Annotated in this window: 12 protein-coding genes and 1 pseudogene; 11 read left to right on the plus strand and 2 right to left on the minus strand. The window is 34.8% G+C overall.

What is annotated here, in order from left to right; all coding sequences use genetic code 11:
• The first annotated feature begins 158 nt into the window (after positions 1-158).
• Positions 159-1,451: an anaerobic C4-dicarboxylate transporter family protein gene (locus tag AC1RRU_RS04610; protein ID WP_016930657.1), complete on the plus strand. Its 1,293-nt coding sequence runs from the start codon at positions 159-161 to the stop codon at positions 1,449-1,451.
• Positions 1,452-1,814: 363 nt separating this feature from the next.
• Positions 1,815-3,440, plus strand: coding sequence for a BCCT family transporter (locus tag AC1RRU_RS04615; protein WP_029376614.1), 1,626 nt, complete (start codon positions 1,815-1,817; stop codon positions 3,438-3,440).
• A gap of 59 nt (positions 3,441-3,499) precedes the next feature.
• Here AC1RRU_RS04615 and cudC read toward each other — a convergent pair whose 3' ends face one another.
• Complete coding sequence (gene cudC, locus AC1RRU_RS04620; RefSeq protein WP_011274753.1) at positions 3,500-4,054, minus strand: choline uptake/conversion transcriptional regulator CudC; 555 nt, start codon at positions 4,052-4,054, stop codon at positions 3,500-3,502.
• 262 nt (positions 4,055-4,316) lie between these two features.
• On the opposite strand from cudC, the gene betB reads away from it, so the two are divergent.
• From betB to mbcS, 9 genes are all read left to right on the plus strand, one after another.
• Complete coding sequence (gene betB, locus AC1RRU_RS04625) at positions 4,317-5,807, plus strand: betaine-aldehyde dehydrogenase (protein ID WP_016930658.1); 1,491 nt, start codon at positions 4,317-4,319, stop codon at positions 5,805-5,807.
• A gap of 141 nt (positions 5,808-5,948) precedes the next feature.
• Positions 5,949-7,655, plus strand: a complete 1,707-nt coding sequence (gene betA, locus AC1RRU_RS04630; RefSeq protein WP_011274755.1) for a choline dehydrogenase — start codon at positions 5,949-5,951, stop codon at positions 7,653-7,655.
• 301 nt (positions 7,656-7,956) lie between these two features.
• On the plus strand, positions 7,957-10,221 hold the full coding sequence (gene aryK / locus AC1RRU_RS04635; RefSeq protein WP_016930659.1) for a transcriptional regulator AryK: 2,265 nt from the start codon (positions 7,957-7,959) through the stop codon (positions 10,219-10,221).
• Between the two features lie 146 nt (positions 10,222-10,367).
• The gene (locus AC1RRU_RS04640) at positions 10,368-11,543 is read left to right on the plus strand and encodes a M20 family metallopeptidase (protein ID WP_011274757.1); all 1,176 of its coding nucleotides are present in this window, start codon (positions 10,368-10,370) and stop codon (positions 11,541-11,543) included.
• Between the two features lie 12 nt (positions 11,544-11,555).
• On the plus strand, positions 11,556-12,938 hold the full coding sequence (locus AC1RRU_RS04645) for an MFS transporter (protein ID WP_011274758.1): 1,383 nt from the start codon (positions 11,556-11,558) through the stop codon (positions 12,936-12,938).
• Positions 12,939-13,120: 182 nt separating this feature from the next.
• Entirely contained in the window at positions 13,121-14,302 is a 1,182-nt protein-coding gene (locus AC1RRU_RS04650; RefSeq protein WP_011274759.1) for an amidohydrolase, read from the plus strand.
• A 116-nt stretch (positions 14,303-14,418) separates the two neighbouring features.
• Positions 14,419-14,631 carry a sterile alpha motif-like domain-containing protein gene (locus AC1RRU_RS04655; protein WP_011274760.1) on the plus strand — a complete coding sequence of 71 codons (213 nt, stop codon included), beginning with the start codon at positions 14,419-14,421 and terminating at the stop codon, positions 14,629-14,631.
• A gap of 71 nt (positions 14,632-14,702) precedes the next feature.
• Positions 14,703-15,176 (plus strand): antibiotic biosynthesis monooxygenase family protein, encoded by a 474-nt coding sequence (locus AC1RRU_RS04660; protein WP_011274761.1) that lies wholly within the window; start codon positions 14,703-14,705, stop codon positions 15,174-15,176.
• A 166-nt stretch (positions 15,177-15,342) separates the two neighbouring features.
• Positions 15,343-16,938 carry an acyl-CoA synthetase MbcS gene (gene mbcS, locus AC1RRU_RS04665; RefSeq protein ID WP_011274762.1) on the plus strand — a complete coding sequence of 532 codons (1,596 nt, stop codon included), beginning with the start codon at positions 15,343-15,345 and terminating at the stop codon, positions 16,936-16,938.
• 105 nt (positions 16,939-17,043) lie between these two features.
• Here the strand turns inward: mbcS and AC1RRU_RS04670 are convergent.
• A pseudogene (locus AC1RRU_RS04670) lies at positions 17,044-17,861 on the minus strand (SDR family NAD(P)-dependent oxidoreductase).
• Positions 17,862-17,901: the final 40 nt, after the last annotated feature.

Consider the following 17,901-nt stretch of genomic DNA (forward strand, 5'->3'; position numbering starts at 1 on the left):
ATGAGAAATAAATTGAATAGTAAGGTTGAATGTTCACATTTTATTTACATTTAATATCTCAAATTTTCTTCATTTCTATACTTTTAACATCTGCAAGTGATAAACTATGTATGTTAAAAAAATCACAATAATTTTCAGAAAAGTTAGGAGCTTTCATCATGCTACTGTTTGTAGTAGAAATCATCATAATGATACTGGCTATTATATTAGGGCTTCGCACAGCTGGTGCATTAGGGTGTGGTATCTTCGCCATTGTGGCACAACTCATTATGATTTTCGGCTTTCAATTGCCTCCAGGTTCAGCACCTGTCACTGCAGTTTTAATCATTTTATCTATCGGTATCGCTGGTGGTACTTTACAAGCTACGGGAGGAATAGACTATTTAGTCTTTCTTGCTTCTAAAATTATCGAGCGTTTCCCGAAATCCATTATTTTTATCGCACCAATGATTGTCTTTCTGTTTGTATTTGGTGTAGGTACCGCAAATATTGCGTTATCTTTAGAGCCTATTATTGCTAAGACTGCTGTTAGAGCAAATATCCAACCTAAACGACCACTCACCGCATCTGTTTTGACTGCAAATTTAGCCTTATTATGTAGTCCTGCAGCATCGGCAACAGCTTATATCATATCAGTAATGGCTGGTTATCATATATCAATGGGACAATATTTAAGTATTGTATTACCTACAGCGATTATTACGATGCTAATGTTGAGTGTCTTTTGTACATTTGTTGGTCGTAAGACAACGGTCACTGCAAGTGAAATTGCACATACGCCTGAAGTGCCAGTCAAACAATCATTTACAACGAAAACCAAATTAGGCGTAGTTGGATTTTTATTATGTGTTGCAGGTATATTAACTTTTGGTATTTTTCCAAATTTAATGCCTTCATTTAATGTTGATGGTGAACAAGTTAAAGTAACTATGACGGAAATCGTCCAATTCTTTATGTATTTGAGTGTTGCAATTAATTTATTAATGATGAAGATTAACACGAGTGATATATTGTCATCTAATATTGCGCAATCAGCTATTGGTGCACTCTTTGCAGTACTTGGCCCAGGTTGGTTAGGTGCTACTGTATTTAATGCACCGCAAAATTTAAAAATTATACAAGACGATATTGGACAAACAATTCAATCTATACCTTGGCTAGTCATTGTCTTAGTTGCCATAGTGGCAATGATCGTTATCTCGCAAACTGCAACAGCCTCCATTATGGTGCCGATTGTCATGAGTATGGGTATTCCACCAATGTATTTCATTGCAATGGTCCAAACGCTTAATGTCAATTTCGTCATTCCAGCGCAGCCAACATTATTATTTGCAGTTAATCTAGATGAGACCGGACGCACGCGTGCAACAAGTTTTATTATTCCAGGGTTCTTTGCGATTGGTGTATCAATCGTGGTTGGATTCTTAATTAAATTTTTATTGGGATTATAGATTATAAGACCACTAATTTTGGGCAAATGCTCAAAGTTTAGTGGTCTTTTCTTTTGAAAATGAACAGGTATTTTAAAAGAATTCAAATAAATATAAATTCATAATAACAGTATTATTATGCAAAATTAATACAATATAAAATTTGTTAAATACGTTAAGTTTAAATTTAACACTGTTGTTATGGCGATTTTTAAAGCTTTAAAATATGTCTGAAATATATATTTATTCAATAAATAGGAAAGTATAATTTGAATGTAATTTGCATTTTTATTTAATTTTAGATATCGTCAATATGTGAATAAACCGTGACAAGAAAGTGGTTTTTAATTTTTATCGAAACAACAATTTTGAGGAGGAACATAATTGAAACGAGAAAAAATTATGGATTGGCCGACTTTTATAGGGACGGTAATCGTATTACTTGTAGCTGTTACACCGATGATGGTATTCCCTAAAGCCAGTGAAAAAGTAATTACCGATATCAATAGCGCAATTTCCAATTCAATTGGATCTGTGTATTTATTTATGGGATTAATCATTCTATTCTTTGTACTATATATTGCATTCGGTCGTTATGGCAATGTAACACTTGGAAAGGCAACTGATAGACCAGAATTCAATAACTTTAGTTGGGCGTCTATGCTCTTCTGTGCAGGTATTGGATCGGATATTTTATATTGGGGTGTCATTGAGTGGGCATTCTATTATCAAGTACCACCGAATGGTGCAAAAGGGATGTCAGATGAAGCACTTACATATGCAACGCAATATGGGATGTTCCATTGGGGACCAATCGCATGGGCAATCTATGTGTTGCCAGCATTACCTATTGGTTATTTAGTATTCGTTAAGAAACAACCAATTTATAAAATCAGTCAAGCATGTCGTCCAGTTTTAAAGGGACAAACGGATAAATTTTTAGGTAAATTAGTGGATATATTATTTATTTTTGGTTTACTAGGAGGCGCAGCAACATCACTCGCACTTGGCGTGCCAATGATTTCTGCTGGTATAGAGAAACTTACAGGCATCGATGGAGAGAATATGGTTGTGCGTTCAATCATCTTATTAACAATCACAGTGGTGTTCGCAGTCAGTTCTTATTCTGGTTTGAAAAAAGGAATTCAAAAATTAAGTGATGTTAACGTATGGCTATCATTCTTATTATTAGGATTTGTGTTTATTGTTGGGCCTACCGTATTTATTATGGAAACAACGATTACAAGTTTTGGTAATATGCTGAGAGATTTCTTCCATATGGCCACTTGGATGGAACCTTTTGGTGGGATTAAAGGACGTAAAGAAACGAATTTCCCACAAGACTGGACAATATTCTATTGGTCATGGTGGTTAGTATATGCACCGTTTATCGGTCTGTTCATCGCACGTATTTCAAAAGGACGTCGTCTTAAAGAAGTCATTCTAGGTACTATTATTTATGGTACATTAGGCTGTCTATTGTTCTTTGGTATATTTGGTAACTATGCTGTGTATTTACAAATTACTGGTGAATTTAATGTTATTAACTTTTTAAATTCACACGGTACTGAAGCAACGATTATTCAAGTAATGCATCAATTACCATTTTCATCATTAATTGTTGTATTGTTCTTGATTTCTGCATTCTTATTCTTAGCAACAACATTTGATTCAGGTTCATATATTTTAGCTGCTGCATCTCAGAAAAAAGTTATTGGAGAGCCATTAAAGGCTAACCGTTTATTCTGGGCATTTGCGTTGTGTCTATTACCATTCTCTCTTATGTTAGTTGGTGGTGAACGTGCGCTAGAAGTATTAAAAACAGCATCCATACTGGCGAGTGTACCGTTGATTGTCATATTTATTTTTATGATGATATCGTTTATTATTACGCTTAATAGAGATCGGATTAAACTGGAGACAAGAGCGGATAAACATAAAGAAATTGAGAGACGTTCATTACGTATTGTGCAAGTTAAAGAAAAATCAGATGATGATGATAACTTATAAATAAAAAAGAGCTAGCAGATTCTTCAAAGTTTTACACTTTAGAAAATCTGCTAGCTTTTTTAAATATCTTCTTTTTCTGGAATTGGGTAATGTTCGAATATCTGTCCACTTTCAATGGCATTACTTAAGTTTTCTAACCATTTACAATATTGCTTAGTGTGATCTAATTGAGCTTGGATTTTATCGACTTCTGCTTTAGCATGATCGTCTAAGTCAGCATTTTTTAATGTTTCGTCTAACAGTAATTGTGCCTTTTCGACCGCTTCTAAATTAGTATCAACTTCACGTTCCCACTTTTGTGTAAAGAAATTTCGGAAAAAATGGAAGAAGTTTTTTTCGGCGATAAAATGTTGTTTTCTGCTACCACGCGTAAATTGTTGTTTTACGATGTCGAATTCTTGTAATTTCTTGACGCCAGCACTCATGCTAGGTTTGCTCATTTGTAAATGCTCACGCATCTCATCAAGCGTCATGCTTCCTTCGAAGACCATTGTGCCGTATAAATTACCAACGCTACGATTCGTACCGTACAAATCCATCGTTTCACCGATTGAGTTAATTACAAGGTCTTTTGCTTCTTCAATTTTTTGATCATAATTCGTTGAACGTGCCATAGTGCACCTCCATTGTTACTTAGTAATTTTTCAAAAGAGAAATAAACGTTGATGTTCATTTTTCGATTCTAAATCATTATAAAGTGTTTGATGAAAAGTTTCAAAATCGCATATTCATTATTAGCACTTTTGATACTAAAATTTCAAGTTTATGTAAAAAATGTGCAGATATGTGTCGTTTGCAAGACTGTGGAAAGTGTGATAATCTAGTTTTGTAAAATTCGTTAAATAAAAATTTAACAAACTTAACGGAGGTAGTTTGATGGAACTTGTAGAGAAATTGTCTAATCGTCAATATATCGATGGTGAATGGGTAGAAAGTTCAAATAAAAATACAAGAGATATTATTAATCCTTATAACCAAGAAGTTATCTTTACGGTTGCAGAAGGTACTGCTGAAGATGCAGAAAGAGCAATACTTGCAGCACGTCGCGCATTTGAAGATGCCGAGTGGTCACTAGAAACAAGTGAAGTCAGAGGTAAAAAAGTAAGAGCAATTGCGGATAAAATAACAGAAAACCGTGATGAATTAGCCAAATTAGAAACTTTAGATACTGGTAAAACGTTAGAAGAATCATATGCGGATATGGATGATATAGCTAATGTATTTACTTATTTTGCAGGTTTAGCAGATAAAGATGGTGGTGAAATGATAAATTCACCAATTCCTAACACTGAGAGTAAAGTAGTTAAAGAACCTGTAGGTGTAGTTACTCAAATCACACCTTGGAACTATCCATTACTTCAAGCCTCATGGAAGATCGCACCAGCATTAGCAACCGGATGTTCACTCGTTATGAAACCAAGTGAAATTACGCCATTAACTACCATTCGTGTATTCGAATTAATGGAGGAAGTTGGCTTCCCTAAAGGCGTTATCAACTTAGTATTAAGTAGCGGTGAAGAAATTGGAGATACGTTATCAGGTCATGAAGAAGTAGACTTAGTTTCATTCACAGGCGGAATTGAAACAGGTAAACATATCATGAAGAATGCCGCCAATCATGTAACTAACATCGCTTTAGAACTTGGTGGTAAGAACCCTAATATTATTTTTGATGATGCTGACTTTGAAGTTGCAGTAGATCAAGCGTTAAATGGTGGTTACTTCCACGCAGGTCAAGTATGTTCAGCAGGTTCACGTATATTAGTACACAACGATATTAAAGCTGACTTTGAAAAGGCATTAATCGATCGTGTAGGCAAAATTAAACTTGGTAATGGTTTCGATGATGATACAGAAATGGGGCCAGTGATTTCTACAGAACATCGCAATAAGATTGAAGGTTACATGGAAATTGCAAAAGAAGAAGGCGCTACAATCGCGATCGGCGGTAAACGTCCAGAACGAGAAGATTTACAAGCTGGTTTGTTCTTTGAACCAACAGTGATTACAGATTGTGATACTTCAATGCGTATCGTTCAAGAAGAAGTCTTTGGACCAGTTGTGACAATTGAAGGATTTGATAGTGAAGAAGAAGCAATTAAATTAGCTAATGATTCTATTTATGGTTTAGCTGGTGCAGTATTCACTAAAGATATCGGTAAAGCACAACGTGTAGCTAATAAATTAAAACTTGGTACAGTTTGGATTAATGATTTCCATCCATACTTTGCACAGGCACCTTGGGGTGGCTATAAACAATCAGGTATTGGACGTGAACTAGGTAAAGAAGGCTTGGAAGAGTACTTAACTAGTAAACACATCTTAACTAACACAAACCCAGAACCAGTCAACTTCTTTAGTAAATAACAAGTCCATGCTAGAGCTTTAGAGTCGTTATATTAATTAACTATGCGACTCTATTTATTTGAGTTATAAAGTTGTACGTATCGAACTTAAAACATGAAATAAAAAGACATAATAATCAATTTAAGGGAGGACGAATTTATAATGAGTAAAAAGAATTCATATGATTACGTCATTATTGGCGGCGGTAGTGCAGGATCAGTATTAGGAAATCGTTTAACAGAAGATAAAGATAAAGAGGTATTAGTGTTAGAGGCGGGACGTAGTGACTATCCTTGGGATTTATTCATTCAAATGCCAGCAGCATTAATGTTCCCATCAGGTAATCGTTTTTACGATTGGATTTATCAAACGGAAGAAGAACCGCATATGGGACGTAAAGTAGACCATGCACGTGGTAAAGTGCTTGGTGGCTCTAGTTCAATTAACGGTATGATTTACCAAAGAGGGAATCCAATGGACTATGAAGGATGGGCTGAACCAGAAGGTATGGAATCATGGGACTTCGCACATTGTTTACCATACTTTAAACGTTTAGAGAAAACATACGGTGCTACACCATTTGATCAATTCAGAGGACATCACGGTCCAATTAAATTAAAACGTGGACCTGCAACAAATCCATTGTTCAAATCATTCTTTGATGCCGGTGTAGAAGCGGGTTATCATAAAACAAAAGATGTGAACGGATATAGACAAGAAGGGTTTGGACCGTTTGATAGCCAAGTGCATAATGGTCGTCGTGTTTCAGCATCAAGAGCTTACTTACACCCAGCAATGAAACGTAAAAACTTAACAGTTAAGACTCGTGCATTTGTCACTAAAATTCATTTTGATGGTAACAAAGCAACAGGGGTAACATTTAAACGTAATGGTAGATATCATACTGTTGACGCCGGTGAAGTTATCTTATCTGGTGGAGCGTTCAACACGCCACAATTATTACAATTATCAGGTATTGGTGACGCAGAATTCTTGAAATCTAAAGGTATAGAACCACGAATGCATTTACCAGGTGTTGGTGAAAACTTCGAGGACCACTTAGAAGTATATATTCAACACGAATGTAAAGAGCCTGTGTCACTGCAACCTAGCTTAGATGTTAAACGTATGCCATGGATTGGTTTACAATGGATATTCGCGCGTAAAGGTGCAGCAGCATCAAATCACTTTGAAGGCGGTGCCTTCGTAAGATCAAATAATCAAGTTGCATACCCTAACTTAATGTTCCACTTCTTACCAATTGCTGTAAGATATGATGGACAAAAAGCACCAGTAGCACATGGTTACCAAGTTCACGTAGGTCCTATGTATTCTAATTCACGTGGTAGCTTAAAAATTAAATCAAAAGACCCGTTTGAAAAACCAAGTATTGTCTTTAATTACCTTTCAACTAAAGAAGACGAACAAGAGTGGGTAGAAGCTATTCGAGTAGCTAGAAATATATTAGCGCAAAAAGCAATGGATCCATATAATGGAGGTGAAATTTCACCAGGACCATCAGTACAAACAGACGAAGAAATCTTGGATTGGGTACGTAGAGATGGTGAAACAGCATTGCATCCATCTTGTAGTGCTAAAATGGGACCTGCCTCAGATCCAATGTCTGTTGTAGACCCATTAACAATGAAAGTTCACGGTATGGAAAATTTACGTGTTGTTGACGCTTCGGCTATGCCTCGTACAACAAACGGTAATATTCATGCACCAGTATTAATGCTTGCTGAAAAAGCAGCAGATATCATCCGTGGTAAGAAACCATTAGAACCACAATATGTAGATTATTATAAACATGGCGTAAGCGATGAAAACGCAGGTGCAATGGAATTTGATCCATATTACCAACACTAATTATAAAACACTATATTAATACTCTAGAACCAGTAAAATTAATAAATCAATGCTACTTTACAAATTTACAGTAGCTGACTGAATTGAGAAGGCGTTTAAATCAAGCTTTTCTTAGTTCTAGTTATCCCTGCGGGGGGAGTGGGACAATGAATTCAAAATGAATTCTGACTCACTCCCCCTTACTATTTAACTTTTGATTTTAAACATTCAGTACAATATCACGTTATTAAACCCTTCTTAGTCATCAAAGTTTGATATTATAGATTGAAAGAAGTGATTGAGAAGGGCGGGTAAATACCTCTTGAATACTAATTATGAAATCACGTTCGACACTAAAAAGGAAGATATAGCTTCTGATTATTTATCGCTAAATTTAATTTTAAAAGGTAACGTCACATGTCAGAGTGAAAATCAAAATAAGCACTATCATGTTGGAGATTTAATATTAATCAATAGCTATCAAAACTTTTTGATTTTAGAAGATTCAGATGTAAGTTATATGTCGCTCCGACTGTCTAATAATTATTTTTCTCATTACATTGAAGATAAGAATATTTATTTTCATTTTGAAGAAGTATCTAAAAAAATACATGATGATATCAAAACATTGTTAGCTAAAATAGGGATTACTTATTTAAGAAAAGGGAAGTTTCATCAATTACACATGGATCAAATGATGATTCAATTAATTGAAATGTTGGTGAAATTTATTCCCTATCAATCTAGACAAGAGTTGATTCATGAACATAATAAAGATGATGTATTTGCTAGTCTCGCTTCAGAATTTATTAATCAACATTTTATGGAACGTATTGGTTTGGATGATTTGTCAGACTATATTAATTTGTCTAGTTCGTACACTTCTAGATTATTCACGAAAAAATTAGGAACGTCGTTTAATAGTTATCTTAATAAAGTGAGAACAAGAAATGCTGAACATGATTTGAAATATAGTGATATTTCAATTACTGACATAGCAATGAAGAATGGTTTTTCTAATTCAACGTCATTAGCGAAACATTTTAAATTATGGTATCACATGACACCGGGTGATTATCGTAAGGAATTTCAAGTTAAAGACTTGAATCAGTTGAAAATGAAACCCCTAAATAAGCAAAGTATTAAGAGATATATTCAATATTTGTCGTCATATGTGAATAATCAAATGGATGTCGTCATTCATTCGGCAGAACCCCAAAAAGAAATCGATATTCAATTAGAAGACAGGCTTGGATATTTAAATAAATACAATCATATCGTTCAAATTGGAAGTATCGTCAATATGCGCGTGCATCGTTATAGAGAGCAAATATTGGAAGTGAAAGATAGAGTTGGTTTAGATACTGTATTGGTACAAGATTTAGTAAATGATACTTCTTGGAGAGAACATGTCGTTGCATCTGATGAAATTATTCCGCATAGCCACCAATATATGACCTTAGATGAGTGTTTGTTATTTTTAATGAACCATCAAATACATTTGAGTATTCGTTTGAGACCGCCACATAGTGCAATAGCATTTCAAGCGTATTGTGGTACATGGGTACAGATTCTTAAACATTTTATAAATATGACAACACATAGCAGTAGAATGCAACTTTCAGTAATTATAGACGCCATAGACCTGAAACAGTACACTCAATTATATGAGGTTTTTAATCGTTATATATCTAACGTGAAATTTATTGTAAATTATCAAGATTTCAGTAAACAAAAAAATAACTTGAAGTTACTATTTAAAGATCATCCTGAAAAAGTTAATATGTTAGCGTTTGAAGCTAATCAGAATGACGTAGTCAATTTAGAAGTTTCTGAAGATATACAGTATCAGTATGCTAAAAATCATATCAATGAGACAGTAGAAGCGTTAGTCGAATGGCTACCGAAAAAGCAGAAAGATATGCCACTAATGTTACTCAACTGGAATACCTTAACTGGTAATTCAAATCTTACTAATGGCGAATATTTTAGAGCGGGTATTATATTTAAACAATTATTAGATATTAATGAAAAAGTTTGTACGGTGGGTTATTGGCTGAATTATGAATTACATCAAAAATATGGTGTCATGAATGAACATCAATTAATGGGAATTGACTTATATCATCAATTTGATGGTAAACGCCCTGCATTCTTTACAAGTAATTTCTTTAGAATGTTGCAAAATAATGTAAGATTCAGAAATGAAGAATGTATGGTTGTTGGCGACGATACACATCTTCAAATTGTTGTATGGGATGCGGATCATTACAATCCTTATTACACGATTTCAGAGCAGCCGAATGTAATGGAAAAGAGAAATTTTAAAATAGAAATTAATCAACTTCAAAGTGGGCTATATAAAATTAAACACTACACGTTAGATAAAGAGAACGGTGCTTTATATCGGGTATGGCAACAACACAATACAACATATGGTATGGATCAGGAAACGATTGATTATGTTAATCGTATTTCATATCCTAAATTGGATATTGCAGAAGTGGAGGTAGAAGAAACACTTACCTATCATTTAAAAGTAATGACGAATTCCATTCATATTATAGAAGTGAATAAGTATGTATAAATTGGATAATGACAAAAATTAATCATTAATTTTTGTCATCATCCTTTTTTAATTCAAAAATAAATAAATTTAGTGCTAAATAGGACAACGATTGAATATTAAATTTAGAGATAAACGATACAATAATAAGTGAGGAGAGATGAATTATGAATAAACAATTAATTAACACTTTACAAGAAAAAGAAGAACGTATGATTGAAATAAGAAGATATTTACATCAACATCCTGAGTTATCATTCAAAGAACAGGAAACACCAAAATATATTGCTGATTTCTACAAAGATAAAGATTGCGAAGTAGAGACTAATGTAGGACCTAATGGCGTCAAAGTGACGATAGATAGTGGTAAACCTGGTAAAACAATTGCGATTAGAGCAGACTTTGACGCTTTACCAATTCAAGAGGCTACGGGCTTACCTTTTGCTTCAAAAAATGAAGGTGTTATGCATGCTTGCGGCCATGATGCACACACAGCTTATATGTTGATTTTAGGTGAAACATTAATAGAAATAAAAGATCAATTTAAAGGTAAAGTTATTATTATTCATCAACCAGCAGAAGAAATGCCTCCAGGTGGTGCGCAAGGCATGATTAAAGATGGCGTGCTTGATGGTGTAGACCATGTGTTAGGTGCACATGTAATGAGCACAATGGAAGCAGGAAAAGTATTCTATAGAGAAGGCTTTGTACAAACTGGACGTGCTTACTTTAAATTAAAAGTACAAGGTTCAGGTGGTCATGGATCTTCACCACATATGGCAAACGATGCGATCGTTGCAGGTGCTCAATTTGTTACGGAAGTACAAACGATTGTATCAAGACGTTTAAGTCCATTTGAAACGGGCGTTATTACAATCGGTTCATTTGATGGTAAAGGTCAATTTAATGTTATTAAAGATGCGGTAGAACTTGAAGGTGATGTAAGAGCGCTAACTGATGACACACGTGACACAATTGAAAAAGAATTGAAACGCTTAGTAGAAGGTCTTGAATCAACGTTTGGCGTTACATGTGAGTTCGAATTTAAAAAGGATTATCCAGCATTATATAATGACCCTGAATTTACACAATATGTTGCACAAACAATTAAAGAAGCGGATGCAGATGATATACAAGGTATTGAAGTTTGTGAACCTCAACCACCTTCAGAGGATTTCGCTTTCTATGCAGCGACATTGCCAAGTACATTTTTTTATTCAGGCGCTGCACCTAAAGATGGCAAAATTTATCCACATCACCATCCAAAATTCACAATTGATGAATCATCAATGTTAGTAGCTGCAGAAGCAGTAGGGACAGTCGTTTTAGACTACTTAAGTTAAGGAGAGAGCATTATGGAAATGAAACAACAACAATTCACTGGAAATAATAAGCTTTTATTAGGTATAGTACTCGGCGTAATTACATTTTGGTTGTTTGCGCAATCTTTACTCAATTTAGTGCCAACAATTCAACATTCATTTTCAAGTAGTATTGGTACAACGAGTATTGCGATTAGTATTACGGCTTTATTTAGTGGTATGTTTGTCGTTGGTGCAGGTAGCTTCGCCGATAAATTAGGTCGCGTAAAAATGACGTACATTGGTTTAATATTGAGTATTATTGGCTCATTATTGATCATTGTAACACCATTTACGCCAATGTTAATTCTTGGTCGTATTATTCAAGGGTTATCAGCAGCAGCAATTATGCCATCTACATTAGCGATTATTAAAACGTATTATCAAGGTTCAGATCGACAACGTGCGTTGAGCTTCTGGTCAATTGGGTCTTGGGGTGGCTCAGGATTTGCTTCTCTATTTGGAGGTATGATTGATACAGCAATTGGTTGGCGCTGGATTTATATTATCTCTATTATTGTTGCGATTTTAGCTATTCTATTAATTAAAGGTACTCCTGAAACTAAAGCGAATCAAACAACAAATACTAAATTTGACTTTGTAGGACTTACGTTGTTTGTCATCATGATGCTAAGTATTAATGTAGTGATCACTCAAAGTGCTAAATTAGGTTTATTCTCACCAACAATTCTAGCTTTAATTGCAGTGTTTATTATTTCAACAATCATCTTTATTCGTGTTGAAATGAAAATGCACTACCCATTAATAGACTTTAAATTATTTAATAATAAAGCCTATACGAGTGCAACAGTTTCTAATTTCATGTTGAATGGAGTTGCCGGTACGCTAATCGTTGCTAATACATTTGTTCAACAAGGGTTAGGTTTCTCAACATTTCAAACTGGACTACTTTCAATTACGTATTTAATTACAGTATTATTGATGATTCGTGTCGGTGAAAAGGTTCTCCAAAAAGTTGGCGCAAGAAAGCCGATGTTACTGGGTACTGCATTGAATATGGTAGGTATTCTATTAATATCATTTACATTCCTATCTTCACAAATGTATGTTGTCGTATGTGTCATTGGTTACTTATTATACGGACTAGGATTAGGTTTCTATGCGACACCATCTACAGATACGGCCATTTCAAATTCTCCTGAAGATAAAGTAGGTGTGGCATCTGGTATTTATAAAATGGCATCTTCACTTGGTGGTGCCTTTGGTATTGCCCTTTCAGGTACGCTATATGGTATCGGGGCAGCGATGGTTAATATTAACTTTGGTGCAATGTTAGGATTATGGTTGAACATTTTAATGGCAATCATTTCATTTACGGTTATACTTATCGGTGTTCCTAAACAACAATCTAAATAATTAACGATAACCATTTAACAGAAGTATATGCAAGCATTTATCAATGTTCACATATGCTTCTTTTTTTCGGGAAAAGAAGACTATAAATGAATGTAACATTGAATCATGTTTGGAACGTATGAAACCGTGACGCAACATTGTTAAACGAGAAAAGCATATAATGAGGAAAAGGAGTGGATATAATGATGAAAGATCTAGTAAAACGTCTACAAGAGAAAGAAGAAAAGATGATTGAAATTCGTAGACACTTACATGAACATCCAGAATTATCATTCCAAGAATCAGAAACACCTAAATATATTACTGATTTCTATAAAGACAAAGATTGTGAAGTTAAAACGAATGTCGGTGAAAATGGTGTGAAAGTGACTATCGATAGCGGCAATCCTGGAAAAACAATTGCGATTAGAGCAGACTTTGATGCTTTACCAATCCAAGAAGATACTGGATTGTCATTTGCGTCTAAAAATGATGGTGTGATGCATGCATGTGGTCATGATGCGCATACCGCGTATATGTTAATATTAGCTGAAACGTTAATTGAAATGAAAGATCAATTTAACGGTAAAGTGATCGTTATTCATCAACCAGCAGAAGAAATGCCTCCAGGTGGTGCCAAAGGTATGATTGAAGATGGTGTGCTAGATGGTGTCGATCATGTGCTAGGTACACATGTAATGACAAATATGGAACCGGGTAAAGTGTTCTACCGTCCTGAAAATGTTCAAACAGGTCGTTCATACTTTAAGTTAACGATACAAGGTGAAGGTGGTCATGGTTCATCACCTCATACAGCAAATGATGCGATTGTCGCTGGTGCTAACTTTGTTACTACTGCACAAACAATCGTTTCACGTCGTCTTAACCCGTTTGAAACAGGTGTTGTAACAATTGGCTCATTTGATGGTAAAGGTCAATTTAATGTCATCAAAGATAAAATCGAGCTTGAAGGTGATGTGCGTGCATTAACCGATGCTACACGTGATAAAATTGCTGACGAATTACAACAAATAGTCAAAGGTCTTGAAGCAACATTTGGTGTTAAATGTGACTTTGAGTTTAGTAAAGACTATCCAGCACTATATAATGACCCTGATTTTACAAATTATGTTGCAGAAACTATAAAAAAAGCTGATTTAGATGACGTAAAAGGGGTAGAAGAATGTGAAGCACAACCGCCATCAGAAGATTTCGCATTTTATGCTAAAACATTACCAAGCACATTTATTTATTCAGGTGCTGCGCCTCAAGATGGAAAAGCGTACCCTCATCATCACCCTAAATTTAAAATTGATGAGAAAAGTATGTTAGTCGCAGCAGAAGCCGTGGGTGCAGTTGTGTTAGATTACTTAAATTCAAAATAAAAAATTGCTATCTCAACTTAGCCAACAAAACTTCAGAAATTGTTGCCTTTCCAGTACTAGTGTAAAGCTATGTATCATGATAATATTAGCGTATATCTAAACACTGGGGTGAGATAATGAGTTTTTACGAATTTATGCAAGGATTTATTGGTGACCAAACCCCTTTAGGCGAACTTGCACATTGGATTAGCCAAGATCAGCATTTCCCAAAGTATGAACGAATTTCTGATAACATACTTAGTTATTTTACGAAAATTACAACATTGGACCACGAATTTTTAGAAGTCGTAAAGCGTTCTATCTCGCTTTATGAACAAAGCCAATTATAATGACAGAACGAATATAGATATACAAATTTAATAGTAGCTCAGTGCTAGTTTAGAAATGAAGGATAAGAATCATGATTTTAAAAGATAGTTACAAAACTTATGTAGTAGAAGAAAAAGGCGATAACACGATTTCAATAAAGAAAAATAATGATGAACATCAATATGATGTGTTAGAAGTGATTGATGATTTATCAAATGATTCTTTTTGTGTGTTAAATCATTTATTTGTTAATGAAGGTATGGAAGATGCATTCGAGAAGAAATTCTTAGAACGTCCTAAATACTTACAAAATGTTCCAGGATTTAAAGCTTTAAGATTTTTGCGTCCACAAGTAGCAGGACGACACTATATTATTTTAACTTTATGGGAAGAACGTCAGGCATTTTATGATTGGCAGAATTCTAATGAATATAGTCAAACCCATAAACATAGAGGCACTGAACGTGGTGTTGATCGCAACATTGTTAATCGTGATTTATCTTATAATGTGCGTATTGAGCTATCTGGTTTAGAGTCAAAATTAGATTTAAGTCATATTTTCTAGTACAGATATAAAGATTAAGCCAATGTCATTGTTATCGACATATGTTCTTAATCTTTTTCAATTTCAAATCAAATTGTAAAAACGTTTACATAAATGATTTTGATTTCATCAGACTAAAGCGTTTGATAAGATAATAAATAAGGTCGAACTGAAAGGGAGTATAGTAATGGATAATTCAAGTTTATTAGCACCAGAGACTTACAATATTGTTTCAGAAATTGAGAAACATGCTTCTAATACATCGAAGAAAGCCCTGATTTATGAAAATGGGGTAGACGAACCAATTACAGTGACATATTCAGAATTAATTAAAAATGCCAATAAAGTGGGACATGTCTTATTAAATCACGGACTTAAAAAAGGTGATAAGGTATTAATCATGATGCCGAGAGCAATTATGACATATGAACTTTATCTTGCTGCATTAAAACTGGGTATTGCGATTATTCCTAGTTCAGAAATGCTAAGAACTAAAGATTTACAATATCGAATTACACATGGTGAGATTAAAGCAGTAATTGCTAAATCTGATTTTATTGAAGAGTTCAAAGGCGTTAAAGAGTATGACTCATTAACGAAATTTATCATTGACGGACACGAAACGGACTGGATTAATATTGAAGATGAAAAAGCGTCTCAAAGTGATGCGTTAGATATTGAAAAAACTTCAAGAGACGATTTAGCCATCTTATCATATACATCTGGAACGACAGGAAATCCTAAGGCTGTTACACATTCTCATGGTTGGGGATTTGCACACATGAAAATGGCGCCAGAACATTGGTTATGTATTAAAGAAGACGACTTAGTGTGGGCGACAGCTGCACCAGGTTGGCAAAAATGGGTATGGAGTCCTTTCTTATCAATTATGGGTTCAGGCGCAACAGCATTTGTTTATAATGGTAAATTCAACCCTTCTCGTTATCTTGAATTATTACAAGGCTTTGAAATCAATGTCTTATGTTGTACACCAACAGAATATCGTATGATGGCGAAATTAGACAATTTACAAGAATATAACTTAGAACACCTTCACAGTGCTGTATCAGCAGGCGAGCCATTAAACCGTGAAGTTGTAGAACAATTCCGCAATAACTTTAATTTAACGGTGCGTGATGGTTATGGACAAACAGAGAGTACTTTATTAATCGGGTTCTTAAAAGACACTAAATCACGACCAGGTTCAATGGGTAAAGAAATCCCAGGTAGCCGTGTTACGATCGTTGATGATGAAGGACAACCGGTTGAAACAAATGTTAAAGGAAATATAGCTTTACCACTTGATTTCCCTGGTTTGTTTAAAGGTTATTATAAAGATGAAGAACGTACGAAAGCAGCTCAAGCGGGTGACTATTACATTACTGGAGACTTAGCGCATATAGATGAAGATGGCTATTTCTGGTTTGAAGGTCGACGAGATGATATTATCATCAGTTCAGGCTATACGATTGGACCGTTTGAAGTTGAAGATGCCTTAACAAATCACCCGGCCGTTAAAGAATGTGCTGTTGTAGCAAGTCCTCATGAAATTCGAGGCAACATTGTTAAAGCATTCGTTATTTTACAAGATAATTATCAGGGTAATGATGACCTTGTTAAAGAATTACAAACTTTCGCGAAGAATGAAGTAGCACCATATAAATACCCACGTGCAATTGAATTTGTAGACTCATTACCTAAAACAAATTCAGGTAAAATCCGTCGTGTTGAATTACGCGATGCTGAACGTGAGAAATATAATAAAGAAAATGGATTTAAATAATATCGATTTCAATGTATAAAAGACACCTCGTTAAATGCTTTGGTCATCTAACGAGGTGTTATTTTTGTGTTTGATTGAGTATTCGATACCAATTGATGAAGCATATTATCTGGCAGTGTATCCACCGTCTACAGTTAATGCTGCACCTGTAATAAATCGAGCTTCATCACTTGCTAAGAATAATACTGCATTGGCAACATCTACAAGTTCACCTAAATAGCCAATTGGATGGCGTTCAGACATTTTAGCAGTATAGGCTTCTAAACCACCTTCTGTTTCTGCACCGAGTTTTTTCACTAAAGGTGTTAATATTGTACCTGGATGAACAGAGTTAACACGAATGTGATCTTTACCAAAGCTGATGGCATCTTGTCGTGTCATATTTGTAACAGCAGCTTTAGCAGCTGCGTATGGTGTGAGTTCATCTGTACCCACTAAACCTAAGATAGATGAGAAGTTAACGATTGAACCGCCACCATTTTCACGTAAGAGTGGTACAGTTGTTTAGTACAGAAGAATACGCCTTTTACATCGACTGCAAAAACCTGATCCCATTCTTCTTCAGTGAGTTGGTCTGTCGTTTTGTCAGCGCCAGTTATACCCGCACAATTAATGAGTATGTCTAATTTACCAATATCATGCTTGATATTCGAAAATGTATCTTCAACGCTAGCTTCTTTAGAAACATCTAAGACATAACCGTATACCTTTTGATTAGTTTCTTTAGAAAGTGTGTCAATCGCTTGATTGACTACATCTTCTTTAAGGTCTGAAATGATAACTGTTGCACCCTCTTCAACAAAACGCTTAGCAGTTTCGAAGCCTATTCCACCACCTGAACCAGTAATTAAAGCTACTTTGTTTTCTAGTCTCATAATAATCCCCTTTTCAGAAATAGTCTCATCACAATTTAATGGTATCATCGCCAATATATAATGTATAATGCATAATAATTATATTTTT

The sequence above is a fragment of the Staphylococcus sp. GW821-FHT11H10 genome (assembly GCF_058807855.1).